The sequence below is a fragment of the Hymenobacter ruricola genome, assembly GCF_015694525.1.
GTDB classification, from domain to species: Bacteria; Bacteroidota; Bacteroidia; order Cytophagales; family Hymenobacteraceae; genus Hymenobacter; species Hymenobacter ruricola.
Map to the genome: position 1 here is coordinate 194745 of NZ_JADQDM010000006.1, position 18986 is coordinate 213730.

Here is an 18986-nt window from a genome sequence, read left to right on the forward strand (position 1 = left end):
GGTAATGGTCGACTATGTCCGGTTGGCTTAATGGTAAAACTGCGGTAATATTAGCTCTTTCGCAGTAACACTACCTTTGTATTGCAATTTATCCTCACCAGAATTTCACTACTCCCACTGTTTCACCAACTCTTTTTTGTATGAATAATTCAGGTTTACGCCATTTATTCCTCGTGGCGCTGATGCTGCTCACGGCCCACCTAGGCTGGAGCCAGGGCGCCACCACCGCGGCCATGAGCGGGGTGGTTTCCGACAAGGACGGCACGGGCCTGCCCGGCGCCACGGTGATTGCCGTGCACACCCCCACCAACACGCAGTACGTGGCCCCCACCAACGCCGACGGCCGCTTCAACATCCAGGGCATGCGCGTGGGTGGTCCCTACACGGTGAAAATTACCTTCGTGGGCTACCAAGACGTGACCCGCAACGACATTTTCCTGGCCCTGGGCCAGAACCTGCGCCTCGACGTGCCCCTGAGCACCTCTACTACTGAGCTGACGGAAGTGACCGTGAGCGGCCGCCGCGACCCGGTCATCAACGCCGGCCGCACCGGGGCCGAAACCAACATCAGCCGCGAGCAAATCAGCCAGCTGCCCACCCTGAGCCGCAACCTCAACGACTTCACCCGCCTCACCCCGCAGGCCGCGGGCGGCGGCAGCTCCTCGTTCGGCGGCGCCAACAACCGCTACAACAACATCACCATCGACGGCGCCGTGAACAACGACGTGTTCGGCCTGGCCGGTTCGGGCACGCCCGGCGGCCAAGCCAACACCAACCCCATTGCCCTCGACGCCATCGACCAGATTCAGGTGGTGCTGGCCCCCTACGACGTGACCCTCGGCAACTTCACGGGCGCCGGCGTGAACGCCATCACCCGCTCGGGCACCAACGACATTTCGGCTTCCATCTACGGCTTCGGCCGCAACCAGAACACGATTGGCAAAAGCGTGACCGAACCCCGCGTAAAAGCCGACAAGTTTTCGAACTACACGACCGGCTTCCGCGTGGGCGGCGCCGTGGTGAAAGACAAGGTATTTTTCTTCCTGAACGGCGAAATTGCCCGCGTGAACACGCCGCTGGGCTTCCTGCCCGGCGCCAGCGAGTCACGCGTGACCACCGCCGACCTGGACCGCATCCGCAACGCCTCGCTCAACGCCGTGTACACCACGGGCCCCCGCGCCGGCCAGCTCATCTACGGCGGCTACGACCCGGGCTCCTACGGCGACATCACGGCCCGCACCGAGAGCAACAAGATTTTTGCCCGCCTGGACTTCAACTTGTCGGAAAACAACACCCTGACGCTGCGCCACAACTTCGTGAAGGCGTTTGACGACAACATCACCCGCGCGGCCAACAACGTGCGCTTCAGCAACAACGCCTACAAGTTCAGCAACATCACCAACAGCACGGTGGCCGAACTGAACTCGCGCTTCTCGGGCGGCTTCTCCAACAAGCTCATCCTGACTTACACCGCCATCCGCGACTCGCGCGACGTGCTCGGCCAGCCCGGCCCGGCCTACCAAATCAGCGACAACGGCAACACCTACTCGCTGGGCCAGGAGCGCAGCTCGGTGGCCAACCAGCTCGACCAGGACATCGTGGAGGTAACCGACAACCTGACCAAGGCTTTCGGCAAGCACACCATCACCGTGGGCACGCACAACGAAGGCTTCAAGTTCCGCAACCTGTTCCTGAACAACGGCGCGGGCTATTACCTGTTCGGCGCCACGCCGGCTATTACCGCCGTGCCCGCCACTGCCACCACCAACGCGGTGGCCGCCGTGCCGGCCTACACCGGCATCCAGAACTTCGAATTGGGCCGCTCGACCCGCATTCAGGCCTCCTACCCCACCGCCGACAACGGCGAAGCCAAGTTCAAAGCCGCTCAGCTCGGCTTCTACGTGCAGGACGAATACACGCCCATCGAAAGCCTGCGCATCACCTACGGCCTGCGCCTCGACGTGCCCCTGTTCATTGACAAGCCCGGCGACAACACGGCCTTCAACACCTCGGTGGCGGCCAACCGCCCCGGCTTCAGCACCGACTACAAAACCACCAACACCCCCAACGGCCAGCTGCTGTGGTCGCCCCGCCTGGGCTTCAACTGGGACGTGAACAACGACGCCAAAGTGCAGCTGCGCGGCGGCACGGGCATCTTCTCGGGCCGCGTGCCCTTCGTGTGGATTTCCAACTCCTACACCAACAGCGGCGTGATTCAGGGCTCAGTGGACCAGACCGGTACGGCCGCCATTCCCTTCACTCCGGCGGCCAACGGCAACCCGGCCGTGCTGGGCACGGTGTCGTCGCCGGTGTTGCCCACCATCTACCTGTCGCCGAGCGACATCGCCAGCAAGTACAGCTCGGTGCAGACCAGCCAGATTAACCTGGTGCGCAACGACTTCAAGCTGCCGCAGGTGTGGCGCTCGAACCTAGCCGTAGACTTCCGCCTGCCCGGTGACATCGTGGCCACGCTGGAAGGCATCTACTCCAAGACCATCAACGACATCTACTACCAGGACATCAACCTGACGGCTCCCGTAGGCCGCCTGGCCGGCCCCGACCAGCGCCCGGTATACGGCGCCAGCACTGCCGACCGCCGCATCGACGCCCGCTACACCAACGTGTACCTGCTGGCCAACACCAGCAAGGGCTACCGCTACAACGGAACCTTCCAGCTGCAGAAGCGCTTCGTGAACGGCCTGAACACGACCGCCGCCTACACCTACGGCGAGTCGAAAGAAGTGAACAGCGGCTCGAGCAGCACGGCCTCGTCGAACTTTGGCTTTAACCAGATTCAGTACGACCCCAACAACCCCGAGCTGGGCTACTCGCGCAACGACCAGCGCCACCGCGTCATCGCCAGCGCCGGCTACACCTTCAAGTACGGCAACGACGCCTACGCCACCAGCATCACCATGTTCTACGAAGGCCGCTCGGGCCAGCCGCTGACCTACATCTACGGCCAGAACACGGACGTGAACCGCGACGGCAACACCGGCAACGACCTGCTCTACATCCCGACCAACGTGTACGACGAAAGCCAAATCAAGCTGGCTCCCGGCTCGGGCGATACCCGCACCAAGGAACAGATTCAGCAGCAGCTGGATGCCTTCATCGAAAACGACCCCTACCTGCGCACGCACCGCGGCCAGGTGGCCGAGCGCTTCGCCGCTCGTTTGCCCTGGACGCACCAGATTGACCTGCGCGTGGCCCAAGACTTCAACTTCCTGGCCGGTGGCAAGAAAAACACCATCCAGGTGACGTTTGACATCCAGAACCTGGGCAACCTGCTCAACAACGACTGGGGCCGTCAGTACACCGTGGCCAACAACGCCACCGAACTGCTCCAGGTGGTGGGCACCTCGGCCCCCGGCGTGCAGCCGACCTTCACCTTCCCGGCTTCGTTTGCCACCACCAACCGTCCCTACGACTTCGCGCCGTTCTTCTCGCGGTGGCAGGGCCAGTTGGGCGTGCGCTACAGCTTCAACTAGTAGCCAGCCGGACTAAAAATTGCCAGAAATGGGCAGAGAATGATTCCCTGCCCATTTTTTTTGGCCTGATTCCGCGGCACTTGCGAATAATGTTGGCGCTGGCTCTTGCCCATTCCAAAACGTCCCGTACTTTTGTCGAACCAAAACGCAATAGGCGCGGCGGTAAGGCACAAATTTGGGGGATTAGCTCAGCTGGCTAGAGCGCTTGCATGGCATGCAAGAGGTCATCGGTTCGACTCCGATATTCTCCACCAAAAATGTGAAGTGAATGAAAAAGGCCCGACCAAGTGATTGGTCGGGCCTTTTTCATTATGGCCGGTGTTGGGCTGGCCAGAAAGCATACCCCGAAGCTGCGCATCGGCCTAGCGGAGCAATTCGAGCTCACCCAAGCCGAAGCGCAGCTTTGGGGTGCGCACTACACGAACAACCCTTCCACCGACAGGTACCGCTCGCCGGTGTCGTAGCAGAAGGTGAGCACGCGGCTGCCCTGGGGCATGTCGGGCAGCTTTTTGGCGATGGCTGCCAGCGACGCGCCCGACGACACGCCCACGAACAAGCCTTCCTCGCGCGCCGCGCGCCGCGTCATCTCGTACGCTTCCTGCTGCGAAACCTGAATGGCCCCGTCGAGCACGTTCACGTGCAGGTTCTCCGGAATGAAGCCCGCGCCGATGCCCTGAATGGGGTGCGGCCCGGGCGCCCCGCCGCTGATGACGGGCGAGGCTTCGGGCTCCACGGCAAAGGTTTTCATGCCAGGGAAGTGGGGCTTGAGCACTTCGGTCACGGCCGAGATGTGGCCGCCGGTGCCCACGCCCGTGATGTGAAAGTCGAAGCCTTCGGGGGCGTCGCGCAGGATTTCCTGGGCCGTGGTTTCGGCGTGGATTTTTGGGTTGGCGGGGTTCGAGAACTGCATGGGCAGCCAGGCGCCGGGCGTGCTGGCCACAATTTCCTGGGCTTTTTCGATGGCGCCCTTCATGCCCTTCTCGCGGGGTGTGAGTTCCAGGTTGGCGCCGTAGGCGGCCATGAGGCGGCGGCGCTCGATGCTCATGCTCTCGGGCATCACCAGCGTGAGCTTGTAGCCTTTCACGGCGGCCACCAGGGCCAGGCCCACGCCGGTGTTGCCGGAGGTGGGCTCCACAATCAGGCTGTCTTTGGTGAGCAGGCCGTCGCGTTCGGCTTGCTCAATCATGCTCAGGGCAATGCGGTCCTTGATGGAGCCGCCAGGGTTGGCGCGCTCCAGCTTCACCCACACTTCCACGTCGGGGCGAACCTGGGCGAACAGGCGGTTGAGGCGCACCAGCGGCGTGTTGCCGATGGTTTCGAGAATGGTATTGGCTTTCATATGATAGGGTCTTGGGGTCTTAGGGTCTTGGGAACTTAGAAAAACGCCTGTCATCCTGAGCGCAGCGAAGGACCTTCCCACCGAGGAACGGCTTGCAGTAGTTACTTGCGCTGGCGTGAGAAGGTCCTTCGCTGCGCTCAGGATGACAGGCAGTTATGCATTATATCGAAAAAACCAGCTCCGCGGCGGGGTCTACGGAGCGCGAAATGTTGATGTGGGCGCGGTGGTACACGCGCGAGTGCGAGGGTACGCTCTCGGTCAGCCACACGTTGCCGCCGATGACGCTGTGCGCGCCCACCACCGTGCTGCCGCCCAGGATGGTGGCCCCGGCGTAAATCACCACGTGGTCTTCGATGGTGGGGTGGCGCTTCTGGCCCTGCAGGCCTTTGGTCACGCTCATGGCGCCCAGGGTCACGCCCTGGTATATCTGCACGTTGGCCCCAATAACGGCCGTTTCGCCGATGACGAGGCCCGTGCCGTGGTCGATGCAGAACGCCGGGCCGATGTGCGCGCCGGGGTGAATGTCGACGCCGGTGCACTGGTGGGCGTGCTCGCTGAGCAGGCGCGGCAGGCGCGGCAGCCCGCGCTGGTGCAGCGCGTGCGCAATGCGGTAGAGGGCCGTGGCGTAAAAACCCGGGTAAGAGCCAATGATTTCGGCCAGGCCCTGGGCGGCGGGGTCGCTGGCCAGGATGGCGGTGGCGTCGCGCAGCAGGGCCGCGCGCAACGCCGGCAGTTGGGCCGTAAACTCGTCGGCCAGGGCGGCGGCGGGGGCGGGCAGGCTGGGCACTTTGGCCAGCAACACAGCCAACTCGGAGCGGAAATGGTAGAGCTCGGCGGCCACCACGTCGGCGTTGGGCAGGGGCCGCTCGGCCCGGTACGGGAACAGCAAGCCCAGCAGGCCATCGGCGAGGGCACAAAAGGCCTTGCCGGGCAGCGCATCGGGCACGGAAGCGTGGGCCAGGGCCAGCTCGGCAGCGAAAGATTCGGGAAGCACGGGAACAGAAAAAGGTGAGGACAAAGCCGGGCAAACTAACCGCCCGGCCCAACGAAGGTTTTGGCGCGGCGCAGCAACAGCGCAGCCGGTTCGGCCGTTAGCCCCTAGCCGCCGGCCGTGCGCCGCCGGCCAAAAGATACTCCTCCCCTTTCTTAATCCAACACCTTATGGCTGACACCACCATCATCAAAGTCGATTCGGAATATTCGCCCAAGGGCGCTGACGGCGAAAAATACCTGGCCTCGGGCAAGCAAGTGGCCATGCGCATGTGGGAAAACGAGCAGCCCGGCAAGCCCAAAGAGGCCGTGGCGCGCCCCTACGAAACGGTGGGCTACGTGCTCAGCGGCCGCGCCGAATTCCACCTGGCCGGCCAGATGGTGCTGCTCGAGCCCGGCAACTCGTGGGTGGTGCCCAAAGACGCCGAGCACACCTACAAGATTCTGGAAAGCTTCACGGCCGTGGAAGCCACTTCGCCGCCGGCCCAGGTGCACGGCCGCGAGGAGAAGTAGACGCAGCTAGAAAGCAGAACGTCATGTCGAGCTTGTCGAGACATCTCGCGTGCAGTAGTAACTGATTACCACTGCACGCGAGATGTCTCGACAAGCTCGACATGACGTTTCGGTGTTTTCGACCTACTGCTCACGGCGTGTTTTTGGGCACCAGCGGCCCCAGCACCCAGTCGTATACCATTTTTACCAGCGAGGCTTCTTGGAAGGGCTTGGTGAGGTAGTCGTTCATGCCGGCGGCGAGGCATTTGGCGCGCTCGCCCTCCACGGCATTGGCGGTGAGGGCGATGATGGGCACGGTGAGGCCCAGCTCCTGCCGGGCGATGGCCGTGGCCTCGTAGCCGTTCATGACGGGCATTTGCACGTCCATCAGAATCAGGTCGTAGGCGTGCTCGCGCAGCAGGTCGACGGCCACCTGGCCGTTGCCGGCTTCGGTCACGGTCAGCTCGGCGTTGACGAGAAAGATGCTGGCCAGCATGCGGTTGAACACGTTGTCTTCGACCAATAGCACGCGCTTGCCCCGCAGGTCGTGCTGCAGGCCGCTCACGTCGGCGCCCTCCTTTTGGGGCACGTCGTGCTCGGTGCCCACCGGCAGGTGCAGGGTGAAGCGGCTGGTGGTGCCGTGGTTTTTCTGGCTTTCGATGTGCAGTTCGCCGCCCAGCAGCTCCACCAGCTTCTTGCTGATGCCCAGGCCCAGGCCGGTGCCCCCAAATTTGCGCGTCACCGACGAATCTTCCTGGCTGAAATCGTCGAACACCCGGGCCAGGTACTCGGCCTCGATGCCGATGCCGGTGTCCTGCACCGTGAATTCGACCACGGCCTCGCCCGCGGGCGTGGTGCCCAGCAGCGCGCACGAGAGGCGCACCGTGCCCCGCTCGGTGAACTTAACGGAGTTGCCGGCCAGGTTGAGGAGCACCTGGGTGATGCGGTAGGGGTCGCCGAGCAGCACGGCGGGCACGGCGGGGTCGCAGGTGGTCACGAAGCTCAGGCCTTTTTCCTCGGCTTTGTACAGCAGGGTTTTTTCGACCTGGGCGCACATCCCGCACACGCTGAACCCGATTTTTTCGACGGCCATGCGACCGGCTTCGATTTTTGACAGGTCCAGGATGTCGTTGATGATGACCAGCAGGTTCTCGGCCGAGGCCGTGATGGCGTGCAAATAGCTGGCCTGCGGGGCACTGAGTTCGGTTTTGGCCAGCAGCTGGCTCATGCCCAGGATGGCGTTCATGGGCGTGCGGATTTCGTGGCTCATGTTGGCCAGGAAGTCCTGCTTGGCGCGGGTGCTGATTTCGGCCAGCGCCTTGGCTTCGCGCAGGCTGGCTTCGAGGCGCTTCTGGGGCGTCACGTCGAGGTAAATGCCGATGGAGCCGACCAGCTGCTGGTCGTCGTCGTAGAGCGGGGCACCGCTCACCAGCAGCCATTTCACGTCGCCGCCCTTGGTGGTCACGGCAATTTCGTAGGAGTCGGCCACGCCGCGCTGGCGCGCTTCGAGCTTGCTTTCCACCAGCTCCAAATCGTCGCCGGTGAGCAGCAGCGGCGAGAGCTTGTGGCCGTGCAGCTCGTCGGTGCAAAAGCCGGTCATGTCGCAAAAGCTCTGGTTGGCGTAGAGCAGGTGGTCGTCCAAATCGGCCTCTACCAGGCCCAACGACATGTTTTCGATGATGCCGCGGTACTTTTCCTCGCGGCGCTTGAGGTCTTCCTCGGCGCGGGTGCGGGCCGTCACGTCCTCATACTTCCAGAGGTGGCCGATGTAGCGGTTCTGGTCGAAAATCGGGGCGAAGTCGCGCTGCAGAATGCGGCCGTCGCGCAGGCTCAGCACGTCGCCCACCACGGGCTGGCGGCGGCGCAGCAAGGCCGTGATGCGGGCCACGTACTGATTGGGGTAGTGCAGCGAGCCCCGCGAGCCTTCGGCCAGCCAGGCGCCGTCCTTGCCCACGAGTTGCTCCGGGGTGATGGGCACGTCCAGCAAGCGGCAAAACGCGTCGTTGGTGAGCACAATGCGCCGGCTTTCGTCTTCCAGCACCACGCCTTCGTGGAAGTTGGCGATGACGGTGGTGAGGCGGCGGTTTGCCGTGTCGAGGGCTTCTTTGGCCTGCTTAAGCTCGGAAATGTCGGTGTGGGTGCCGGTGAGGATGAGCGGCCGGCCGTCGGGCGCGCGCTTGGTGACCAGCCCCCGGCTCAGCACCCACTTGTAGGTGCCGTCTTTGCAGAGTACCCGAAATTCGGCCGTCATCACCGGCGAATCGCCCCGCAGGTAGGTGGCAATGCTGCGCAAGGCTTCTTCCAGGTCTTCGGCGTGTACGCGCGAGTGCCAGCTGCTGTAGTGGTTCGGAAACTCGTCTTCGGCGTAGCCCAGCATGGCCCGGTAGTCGGCCGAAAAGAAGGCAGTGTTATTGTCCAGGTCGAGCTCCCAGGTGCCATCGCCGAAGCCTTCCACGGCCAAACGCCAGCGCAGCTCGCTTTCGCGCAGGGCCGTTTGGGCCTGTTTCAGAGGCGTGATGTCTTGCAAAATGCCGCTGTAGGTGATGCCGTCGGCGTCGGCGGCGGTTACCACGGAGCTGCCGCGAAACCAGCGCACCGGCTGGCCTGGCACCACCAGCCGCCCTTCGTAAAACCACGGCATTTTGGTGCGGTTGGAGCGGGCCGTGGCTTCGCGCAAGGCGGCCAGGTCGTCGGGATGCACAAAATCCATTACCCGGCCGGCCTCCGAAGGCGAAATGCCGAATAGCTCGTACAGCTTGGGGCTGGCGTACAGGGGCCGGCTGGTTCCGCTGGCGCTTTCGTGCCACTCGTAGAGCACGCCGGGCACGTTTTCGGCCAGCGCTTGGAAGCGGTGCTCGCTCTCGGCCAGAGTCGACTGGGCGTTTTTCCACTCCGTGATGTCTTCCAGCAGGCCGGCCATCACCACTTCCCCGCGCTCGTTGTGAATGGGCTGCACCTTCACGCGAATCCAGCAGTTCGCGGCATCGGCGCGGGGGTTTTGCACGTCGTATTGAAACGGCACCTGGGCCCGCAGGCTGTCCTCGATGTACTGCCGGACGTTCTCATCGTTGAGGCCTGGCCGCAAAAAACTGCTGGGGTACTTGCCCAGCACGTCGTGCGTTTCCAGGCCGCAGAGCGTGGTGAAACCTTTGTTGACCCACGCCACGCGGCCGTCGGTACCGGTGAGCAGCACGGCGGTGTAAAGCTCCTGCATCAGTTGCAGCAGGTGCGCCTGCTGGGGCAAAACCGGGGCCACGGGTTGCGCCTGCGCCAGCGCCCGCCGCAGGGCGGCGTTTTCGGCTTGCTGCTGCGCCAGCGCATGTTCTAGCTCGGCTCGGGTCATGGCCAATGGCTTTGCTCGTTGCCGCTCGGCAGGGCAGGTGCCGCGGTGCCTGCTTGCACAGGGCCGGGTGCTGCTGCGCGCCAGGGCAAGGTTGCGCTTAAATAAAGTCCTACGCAGAATTAAAGTAACGAGATGCTCCGCCACCGCGGTGCTCGGTTTTGCCTCCTCGGGCCGGGGCCTACTCGGGCAGCGTGCGCACGTAGCTGTGCTGCACCGGCACCGGGCTGCCCACGCCCTGCCGGGCCAGGTCGCGCTGCAGCTGCTCGATGAGCCGGCCCTGGGCGCCGCCGTTGTGGCCGGCGGCGGTGTAGGCCCGGAAAGCCACGGTCATGCCGCCAGGCTTGAGGCCCGTGACGACCACCTGCGGCGCGGGCGCGGCCAGCACCTGCTCGTCGGCCTGCATCAGCGGAATGGCCCAGCCGCGCAGGTCGTCGAGGTTGGTGGCGTTGTCGACTTCGGCCACAATCTCCACCAGGGCCTTGTTCTGGGCCGTTTTGTTCACGATGACGTTGTTGGAAGTGGCGCCGTTGGGCAGGATGATGGTGTCGCCCTGCGAGGTGACAAGGATGGTGTTGAAAATCTGAATTTCCTTCACCTCGCCCGACTTGCCCTGCGACTCAATGGTGTCGCCCACCACGTAGGGCTTGAAAATGAGAATCAGCACGCCGCCCGCAAAGTTGGCCAGCGTGCCCTGCAGGGCCAGCCCCACCGCCAGGCCCGCCGCCCCCAGCACCGCCACAAACGACGTGGTTTCGAAGCCCACCATGCCCGCTACCGTGATGAGCAGCATCACCTTGAGTACGATGTTGACCAGGCTGCGCAGAAACGAGCTGAGCGACACGTCGAGCCGCGAGGTGGCCGTGCCAATCAGCCGGCTCACCCGCCCAATAATCCACCAGCCCACCACCAGCGCCACCCCAGCCATGAGCACGCGGGGCAGATAGAGGATAACTAAGGTTTGAAGCTGCTGGGCGTAGGTAGCGACTTGGTTCATGGCGGGGAGAGGAGGAAAGAAGTAGCGGAAATGGCCGAAACGCTAGCTGCTAGTCGTGCGCCTGGTGGGCGTCGATTTCGCGGATAATCTGGCGGGTGTGCTGCAGCACCCGGTGGTAGCGCGCCACGATGCCTTCGACGGCAGGCTGCTTGTTCAGGTAGTTGTACATCTGGTCGGCCTGCATCACCTCGATGAAATTGTCTTCGGAACGGTGCAGGTGCTCGTCGAGGTACCGAGTGATGGTGCCCATTTTGTAGGCGCTGAACTCCTGCGTCTGGTGCACCAGGCCGGGCACCTGCTCCTGGTAATAGTCCAGAATGTCGCTTAGCAGCTCGTCGTTTTCGATGATGCCCAGCTTGCCGGCCGACTTAAACCCCTCGAACCGCGACGAGTTGGGCAGCAGGGTGGTGGCGTTGCCCAGTACCCACTGGTAGCGGTGCATGCTGTCCACGTTGTTGGTGCGGGCGTTCAGGGTCCGGAAATACCGGTAGCCCTGCAGCACCTGCGTGTAGGTCAGCGAGTCGTTGCGCAGCTCGGCCAGGTCGCTGGTGAGGTCGGCGCGCAGGCCGGTGAGGAACTGGCGCTCCTCGGCCCGCTCCACCGAGTGCTCGTGCCAGGCGTGCAGCTGGATGGAGAGCGTAATGGCAAACACGATGATGCCGATTTCGAGCAGGATTTCGGGCAGCCGGTGCCGCCAGCCTTTCGGCGCCGCGTGGTTTTCTTCGATGCCCAAGGCCTTTTTTCCGTGTTTGGTAACAAGGTCGACTTCAATCATGGCAATTGCTGCTTCTGGGGCGCCCTTTGCCGCGCCCGCGGGCGCTGTCCACCCGCCGTAAAAGTAAAAGCCAATTGGGTTGGCGCCGCGCCTATTTCACCGTCACCAGCTCCACGCCCAGAATCCGGTCGCCGATGTCGAGCTTGTGCACCACGTCCATGCCGCCCACCACCTGGGCGAAAATGGGGTATCGCCCGTCCAGGTGCGGCGTGGGCGTGTGGGTGATGAAAAACTGGCAGCTCTCGGTGTCTTTGCCGGCCGAGGCCAGGCCCAAGCTGCCTTCTTGGTAGCGCAGGTCGCCGAATTCGGAGCGCAGGTTGTAGGGAGCACTGCCGTTGCCGTCGCCGCGCGGGTCGCCGCCCTGGGCCACAAAATTGGGCACCACGCGGTGGAAATACAGGCTATCATAAAAGTGCTGGCCAATGAGCGTGACAAAGCTGGCCACCGCGCCGGGCGCTTCGTTGGGCTTCAATTCAAGCAAAATGATGCCCTTGCTGGTGCGCAGCCGCACCTGCTGGCCCAGCGGCACGCCCTGCAACACCACCCAATCTATGGGGTGCTGCTGGGCCGTGGCAATGGGCGATGGCGTCGGTTTGGCCTTCTTTTCCAGCTTGTCCAACGCCTGCTGCAAGCTCTGCCAAGCCTCAATTTCGCGCGGCAATTGCAGCTTGGCCTGGGCTTGGCGCAGCGCCGTGAGGTCGGCCGCCTGGGGTTCGGGGTAGAGCTTGGCATCGGCCAGGGCTTCGGCGGCCACGCCGAGCTGGGCCACGTCGCCGCCGGCCAGGGCCTGGCGCATGGCGGCGGCAAAATCGGCCTGCTTGGCCGCCGGGAAATCGACGTTGCGGCGCATGGCCAGCAAAGCCGTCAGCGCATAGCCCGCCACCACGGGCGACTGGCCGGCCGCAAACGCTTCGGTCCGCACGAAATCGAACGCGGCGGGGTCTTCGCCCAATGCTTGCAGCAGGAATCCCTTCTCGTACACCGTAGGCGCCGTCGGGTAGCGTTTCTCAATAGTCTCAACCAAGCTGGGACGGGCCGCCGGGCTGGCGTGATGCACGGCAGCTTGCAGCAAGGCCGCCCGCACCCGTGGCGAAGCCTGCTTGTTGCCATCGGCCAGCGCCGCCAACGCGGCGCCCGACTCGCCTTTGGCGTGGGCCAGCAGCCACTCGGCGGCCGTGAGGGCCACAGCCGGCTGGTCGTTGGCTAACACGTAAAACAAGGCTTTGCGGCTGGCGGCGTAATCCTCCTGACCAAACGGCAAGGCGCGAATGGCGCTCAGCCGCACGCGGTAGTCACGGTCTTTGGTGGCAAGCCGCGCCAGCGTGGTGGCGGGGCGGGGCGCGGTTGAATGGCCATCGTAGAAGGTTACTTCGCCTGTCTTGGCTGCTTCTGCTGACTTGGCCGGGTTGTTCGCTATTTTGCCCAACGCAGAGGCCGCAGCCGCACGCACGGCATACGACCGGTCTTTTTGAGCCACCCGCACCAGCGTGGTTTCCGCCAGCCGTTTCAAATCAGCATCGAGCCCGCGGGTGCGGGACAGGCCCACGGCGGCCTGCACCCGCGCCCGGACCGGCAGCTTGGGCGAATTGAGCAGTAGCACCGTGCGCCGGATGGTTTCCGGCGAAACCAGCCCGCGTAGCGCGGCGCGGCTCAGGCCCAAAGCCAAGGCGGCGTTGCGGGCGGTGTCGTTCAGGGTTTCCACGCGCCAGAGCTCGGGCAGGTTGCGGCGCGTGACGGTGCGGCCCAGCGCCTCGTGCACGTAGCGGCGCACCTGGTCGTCGTTTTCTTTCAGGACGCGCACGCGCAGGCTGTCCACGGCCGTGCTATCGCCGATTTGCCCCAGGGCATAGGCGGCGGCGCGTCGCACATCGGGGGCTGCATCGCGCAGCAGTGGCAGCAGGCCGGGCACGGCGGCCGGCGCCTGCACCGAGGCGAAGGCCAGTGCAGCCTCGCGGCGGTAGGTGGGGTTGGCGTTGCTCAGGAAAGGCAGCAGCGCAGCGGTGTTGCGCTCGTCCTGCGCCGCGCCGATTTGCCGGATGGTGGCGTCGTGGTACTTATTGGCGAGGCCGGTGCTGGGCCGGGGCGTGCGGGCGCAGGCAGCCGCCAGCAACAGCAGCGGCCAGAAGCGAAGGGAACGGTGGGGCATGGGATAAATGTAGCAGGGAGAGCTTTGCTCTTAGTTAAGAGTTAAAAGTTAGGAGTTAAGAGTTGATTCAACAGATACGGCTGTTCCAACTCTTAACTCCTAATTTTCAACTCTTAACTCACACCTATTCCCCGCCCCACGAGGCCTCTTGCGGTGCGGGCTCGGCCGGCAGGTGGCGGCTGCCGATTTCCTTCAGCTCCTCATCGAGCCGGGCAAACAGCACCTCGTTTCCCTCCTGCTGGTAGCCGGACAGGGCTTTTTCAAAATTGGCTAGGCCGTAGAGGAAGGCCCGCATGTTGTCGGCCGTGATGGCCTCGAAGTGGCGGCCATAGCCCATTTTCTCCACTTCGGCCGCGTTCAGCCACTGCTCAAACTGCGCCGGAATGGGAATGGCGCAAATGGGCTTGTGCAGAAACACGGCCTCCGAAATCAATGAAAAGCCGCCGTTGGTGACGATGGCGCGGGCGCTGGCCAGGTCGGCAATGAAGCCGGCTTCGGAGAAAGCGCAGAGCTGCACGTTGCCGTGGCTTTCCTGCTTGTTAAAGCCGTAGAGGCGGAATTCCTGGTCGGGCAGCTGCTGGAGCAGCGCCACCAGGTTTTGCTGCGTAGTGGCCGACTGGTACACCAGCACGTGCTGGCCCTGGCTGGGCTGGGCGGCCAGGATTTCGGGCCGGATGATGGGCGGCACCAGCGTGGTGCGCTCCTTTTGCAGGGGCAGGTCGAAGAAGGTGGTGACGAAGTAGTGGCGGCTGTGCGGCAGCTTGGCCCGCACGATGCTTTTGGCCAGGCTGTAGTTGCCGCGCTCGGCTTTGGGCACCGCCACGTTCAGCTTGGCCCGGCTGATAATCTGCATGTTGTCGATGCTGACCACGGGCAACCGGTGCAGCTTGGCGAAAAGGTAGGTGAAGGACTCGAAATCCGACACCACCACCTCGGGCTCAAAATCGCAGAGCAGCTCGCGGTACTTGGCGAAGTTGATGCGCAGGTCCTCGGGCGCGGTGCGCAGCGTGAGGGCCGCCGTGCGCAGCTTGCTCACCGCCAGGCCATTGTAGGCCAGGTGAAAGCCCCGGATTTCGTGCACCCGCCCCGGGAAGGCGGCGGCCAGCATTTTGTAGGCGCGGCTGCTGCTCACCACGCACACCTGGTGCCCGCGGGCCAGCAGGTGGCCGATGACGACTTTGCTGCGGGTGGCGTGGCCCAGGCCCTCGCCGGGCACTCCGTATAAGATGTTCATTAGTTGAATTTATAGAAAATTGTCTGTCATTGCGAGGCCGCAGGCCGTGGCAATCCGTCCTGTCAACTCCAGACACTTCCATGAAACGAAAAGCCCCGGCAATGCACAATGCCGAGGCTTATTACAATATTAGGTGAGTCGCTGAGAACAGGACGGATTGCCACGGCCTGCGGCCTCGCAATGACAGGTTTTACTTCACCACCAGCTTCTCGTTGCGGCTGCCTTCGTTCGATTCCAGTTTCACGAAATAGATGCCGGCGGCCACGCCGTCGAGCGGCAGCGGGAGCTGCTGCGGGCCGGCAGGAAAGGCCTTTTCGCGCGCCAGCGTGCGCACCACGCGGCCGGTGGCATCGAGCAGCGTCACGCTGACGGGGCCCGGCTTGCCCAGTTGAAAGCTGACGGCGGCGCTGCCGCTGCTGGGGTTCGGGAACACGGCCATTTGCACGGTGCCGGGGGTGGTGGCCACGCCGGGCAGGGTGCTGAGCACAATGTTTTCGTCGCCGGCCTGGTAGGGCAAAAGCTCGAAGTAGGTGAGCAGCATTTCGGCGGTGGTGCTTTCGCCCCACTGCACGTTTTGCGGCGGGTTGTTGGGGTTGCGCGGGTTGTTAGCGGTGTTGTCGTAGGTGGCCTCGGCCATCAGGCGCGAGCCGAAAGGGATGCGCTGCAAGCCGGTGAAGCGGTAGGTGCCCTGCCAGCGGAAGTCCCAGTCGTTGATTTTCACCAGCCGGATGGTGTCGCCATTCGGCTTCACGGCCCACACTTTCCAGCTTTTGCTGAGCAAATGGGCGTGGGGCGACACGCTGAGCACGGTGGCCTCAGCGGGCACCACGAGCTGGGCGCGGAAGGTTTTGGTTTGGTTGGCCGGAATCACGAACGGCCCGTTGGTGAGGACCTGGGGCGAGATGGCCGGCAGCGTCTGGACGAAGCGGGTGACGGGCTGGCGGGCAAAAAAGATGTTGACCACCGACGAGTCGGTTTGCGTCACGAAGTTGGGGCCGTAGTGAATCTGGAGCAGCAGCGAGGCGCGGCGGTATAGCTTTTTGCCCATGCCCGTGGGGTAAAAGCGGGCCTGCATGCCCGGCACCCAGGCCCCAAACACCTCCTCCAGCGGGCTGAAGCCGAAGCCGCCGAAGCGGGTGTAGCCGTAGCCGGGGTCGGCTGCGTCGAGGGCCTGGGCCTGCTGGGTGGTGTCCATGCCGATGATGACGTGGTGCACGATGCGCTTGTTGCCGGCCCGGAATTCGATGGCGGCAATGTCGCGGTCGGCGGGCAGGTTCACGGGCAGCACAAAAATGCGGTACATGTCCTGGCCGTTGCCCTGGTGGGTGAAGGCCTGGCGCATGGGCACCACCAAATCGGGCGTGCCCAGCTGCGAGCCGCTGGGGAACGTGGGCGTCGGCGGCGTCTGGGCCGGGTTGCCCTGCGGCATGCCATTATCGACCCAATCCCGGATTTGCTGGATTTCGGTGGTGCTGAGCGTGTTTTCGTCGAGGTAGTGGCGGTAGTTGGCGTCGGGCTTCCACGGCGGCATGTACTTGGTGCCCGTCACGTATTTAATGGTGGTGCCGTGGCTGGCCACCTCGGTGTAGTTGGTGAGCGGAAACGGCGCCACTTCGCCCGTGCGGTGGCAGGGCGTGCAGTGCTGGTACACCAGCGGCGCAATGTGCTGGCTGAAGGTGACCTGGGCGCCGGTTTGGGCCTGGGCGCGGGGGGCGGCCAGCAAAGCGGCCAGCAGGAAACTGAGGGAGAAGAATTGTTTCATGTTATTCACGAATCGTAGGCGGTCATGTTATCAGCCCGTCATGTCGAGCGAAGCCGAGACATCTCGCGTGCTTCAACTAATTAGTTTATCGAGCGAGATGTCTCGGCTTCGCTCGACATGACGGGCTTTCTTGCATCAACTTCAAATTTACTCAATAAAACAACCCACCGGCTCGGTGCGCGGCACGGCCACGGGCCGGCCCGCCACCACATCGGCCAGGGCATCGGCTAGCTCGTGGTGGCGCGTGGTGGGGCGGTGCTGGCCCAGGCCGGCGTAGGCGTCGTTGAGCCGGCCGCGGTAGAGGGCGGTGCGGCCGTCGGGCCCCAGCACCACCACTTCGGGCGTCACGCGGGCCTGCAGCTGTTTGGTGAGCCGGTGGCCGGGGTCGGCTTGCAGTGGGAAAGGCACTTGGTAGGTTTTGGCAAAGGCGGCCAGGGCGGCCGGCGTGGCATCGGCGGCCGGAAATACGCCCACGAACCGCACGCCTTGGGCCGCGTATTGCCCGTGCAGCTCGCGCAGCGGCAGCGTTGCCGCCTGGCTGATGGGGCAGGTATCGGCCAGAAAAACGTAGACCGTGGCCTGCGGCGCCGGCCCCGAAACCAACAACGTTAAATAACTGAGCAGTAAGTACAGCAGCGGCATACGCGAAGATACAACGGCCCGCGTTGGGCCCGAGGTGCTGAACAGACACGCCCGGCCGGCGCCGGGTTCCGGCGTTTTCGGCTTGATTTTCGTTTTTACCCCGTTTTTGCTAACTACGACTTCTATGAAAATCTCCTCTTCCCTCTTCGCTTTCGGGCGCCCGGCCGGCTTAGTGGCCGCCGCGGCCCTGTTGCTGGCCACGTCCTGCACCGCGCCGCGCGCCATTGTAGCCACCGGCAAAGTCACGCCGCAGGGCGAGTTCCGGGTGGGCTACAACCAGGGTTTCAACGTGGCCACGGCCTCGCTCAGCAAGGTGGGCAGCGCCGTGAAAGAAGCTGCCGCCCAGGCCCTGACCCAGCAAAAAGTGGACTACACCGACGCCACCACCGAGCTGCAGGCCGCCGCCCTGGCCTACGTGCTGGACCCCGTGCAGCCCACCGCCGACCTGAATTTCCGCTACGGCATCGTGCCGCGCCTCGACGCCGGCTATAAATACGCCTTCGGTTCGCACGTTTTCGATGCGCAGTACCAGTTGCTGGGCCCCACCGGCACGCCCGAAGACCCCGGCGCCGGCGCCGCCACGGGCACCACCTACGCCAGCCTGGGCCTGCAGTTTGCCACCCAGCGCGCCAAGCTGCCGGGCCTGTCGTTTCTGTCGGACATCAACTCGCTGCTGAACTTCCGGGCCACGCGCAACGACCTGCTCATCCCGCTCACGTTCAGCAACTCGTTTGGGCAGGAAGAAGAGTTTGGCGCCATCAGCTACGGCGTGGTGTACGCCCACAGCTGGGTGAGCTACGGCTTCGCGCCCACCAAAATTTTCAACGGCTCGGCGCAGGTGCCCGAGCTGCCGCTGCAGAAACGCGACTTTTCCTCGTTCGGCGGCTTCGCCAACCTCAAGCTGGGTTACCGCTACTTCTACGTCATCCCCGCCGTGTCGCTGTTCTACCAGAATTATGGCGACTATGCCCTGCTGAATGGCAAAAGCACTTCCCTGAGCGGCCTGACGGTGGTGCCCTCGCTCGGCGTCCAGCTGCGCCTGCCCAACCTGTTCAAGTAGCGGATTGGTGGGGTAGTGGCTTGGTGGCATGGTGCGGTGGCCTACGCAAGTGGCAGCCAGTCGCGTTATTTGTTGCCCACTTGCGGAAACCTTTCCCTGAAATCCGCAAATCCACCACTCCGCCAACCCACCCATCCGCTCTATGGAAGCTCCCAACCCCGAATTCATGCGCGAAGCCATTCGCCTGTCCATCGAAAAAATGCAGGCCGGGCACGGCGGCCCCTTCGGCGCGGTGGTGGTGAAGGACGGAAAAATCATTGCCCGCGGCTTCAACCAGGTCACCACTACCCACGACCCCACCTGCCACGCCGAGGTCGATGCCATCCGCAAAGCCTGTAAGGAGCTCGGCACCTTTCAGCTCGACGGCTGCGACCTCTACACCAGCTGCGAGCCCTGCCCCATGTGCCTGGGCGCCATCTACTGGGCCCGCCCCGCCCGCGTGTTCTTCGGCAACACCAAGGCCGACGCCGCCGCCATCGGCTTCGACGACCAGTTCATTTACGAAGAGCTGGACCGCCCCATGGATGCCCGCCGCCTGCCCATGACGCAGCTGCTGCGCGAGGAAGCCCTGGCCGGTTTTCAGGCCTGGGAACGGAAGGAGGGCAAAACGGAGTATTAGGAAAATGGAAGGAAGCCTGTCATCCTGAGCGCAGCGAAGGACCTTATCATGTTACAACAGTTTGCAGTAGTTAACGCAGGCGTCATAAGGTCCTTCGCT

At 63.8% G+C, this 18986-nt stretch carries 13 protein-coding genes and 1 tRNA gene; 5 read left to right on the forward strand and 9 right to left on the reverse strand.

Annotated elements, in window-relative coordinates:
* Window positions 1-140 precede the first annotated feature (140 nt).
* Together I2H31_RS13795 and I2H31_RS13800 are read left to right on the forward strand one after the other, a co-directional pair.
* The gene (locus I2H31_RS13795) at window positions 141-3491 is read left to right on the forward strand and encodes a TonB-dependent receptor (RefSeq protein ID WP_196293624.1); all 3351 of its coding nucleotides are present in this window, start codon (window positions 141-143) and stop codon (window positions 3489-3491) included.
* 177 nt (window positions 3492-3668) lie between these two features.
* Window positions 3669-3745, forward strand: a tRNA-Ala gene (locus I2H31_RS13800).
* Window positions 3746-3906: 161 nt separating this feature from the next.
* Here I2H31_RS13800 and cysK read toward each other — a convergent pair.
* The gene (cysK, locus tag I2H31_RS13805) at window positions 3907-4830 is read right to left on the reverse strand and encodes a cysteine synthase A (RefSeq protein ID WP_196293625.1); all 924 of its coding nucleotides are present in this window, start codon (window positions 4828-4830) and stop codon (window positions 3907-3909) included.
* A gap of 160 nt (window positions 4831-4990) precedes the next feature.
* A complete protein-coding gene (locus I2H31_RS13810; RefSeq protein ID WP_196293626.1) occupies window positions 4991-5824 on the reverse strand; it encodes a serine O-acetyltransferase in 834 nt (277 codons plus the stop codon).
* A gap of 167 nt (window positions 5825-5991) precedes the next feature.
* Between I2H31_RS13810 and I2H31_RS13815 the strand changes: the two genes are divergently transcribed.
* The gene (locus I2H31_RS13815; protein WP_196293627.1) at window positions 5992-6333 is read left to right on the forward strand and encodes a cupin domain-containing protein; all 342 of its coding nucleotides are present in this window, start codon (window positions 5992-5994) and stop codon (window positions 6331-6333) included.
* Between the two features lie 130 nt (window positions 6334-6463).
* On the opposite strand, the gene I2H31_RS13820 is transcribed toward I2H31_RS13815, so the two are convergent.
* From I2H31_RS13820 to I2H31_RS13850, 7 genes are all read right to left on the reverse strand, one after another.
* Window positions 6464-9655 carry a PAS domain-containing hybrid sensor histidine kinase/response regulator gene (locus tag I2H31_RS13820; protein WP_196293628.1) on the reverse strand — a complete coding sequence of 1064 codons (3192 nt, stop codon included), beginning with the start codon at window positions 9653-9655 and terminating at the stop codon, window positions 6464-6466.
* 178 nt (window positions 9656-9833) lie between these two features.
* The gene (locus I2H31_RS13825; protein ID WP_196293629.1) at window positions 9834-10649 is read right to left on the reverse strand and encodes a mechanosensitive ion channel family protein; all 816 of its coding nucleotides are present in this window, start codon (window positions 10647-10649) and stop codon (window positions 9834-9836) included.
* A 49-nt stretch (window positions 10650-10698) separates the two neighbouring features.
* Entirely contained in the window at window positions 10699-11424 is a 726-nt protein-coding gene (locus I2H31_RS13830) for a hypothetical protein (RefSeq protein ID WP_196293630.1), read from the reverse strand.
* Window positions 11425-11515: 91 nt separating this feature from the next.
* Window positions 11516-13570, reverse strand: a complete 2055-nt coding sequence (locus tag I2H31_RS13835) for a peptidylprolyl isomerase (RefSeq protein WP_196293631.1) — start codon at window positions 13568-13570, stop codon at window positions 11516-11518.
* A 124-nt stretch (window positions 13571-13694) separates the two neighbouring features.
* A complete protein-coding gene (locus I2H31_RS13840; RefSeq protein WP_196293632.1) occupies window positions 13695-14804 on the reverse strand; it encodes a glycosyltransferase family protein in 1110 nt (369 codons plus the stop codon).
* Window positions 14805-14994: 190 nt separating this feature from the next.
* Entirely contained in the window at window positions 14995-16566 is a 1572-nt protein-coding gene (locus I2H31_RS13845) for a T9SS type A sorting domain-containing protein (RefSeq protein WP_196293633.1), read from the reverse strand.
* 147 nt (window positions 16567-16713) lie between these two features.
* The gene (locus I2H31_RS13850) at window positions 16714-17208 is read right to left on the reverse strand and encodes a redoxin domain-containing protein (protein WP_196293634.1); all 495 of its coding nucleotides are present in this window, start codon (window positions 17206-17208) and stop codon (window positions 16714-16716) included.
* A 124-nt stretch (window positions 17209-17332) separates the two neighbouring features.
* On the opposite strand from I2H31_RS13850, the gene I2H31_RS13855 reads away from it, so the two are divergent.
* Window positions 17333-18268, forward strand: coding sequence for a hypothetical protein (locus tag I2H31_RS13855; RefSeq protein ID WP_196293635.1), 936 nt, complete (start codon window positions 17333-17335; stop codon window positions 18266-18268).
* 142 nt (window positions 18269-18410) lie between these two features.
* The gene (locus tag I2H31_RS13860) at window positions 18411-18887 is read left to right on the forward strand and encodes a nucleoside deaminase (RefSeq protein ID WP_196293636.1); all 477 of its coding nucleotides are present in this window, start codon (window positions 18411-18413) and stop codon (window positions 18885-18887) included.
* Window positions 18888-18986: the final 99 nt, after the last annotated feature.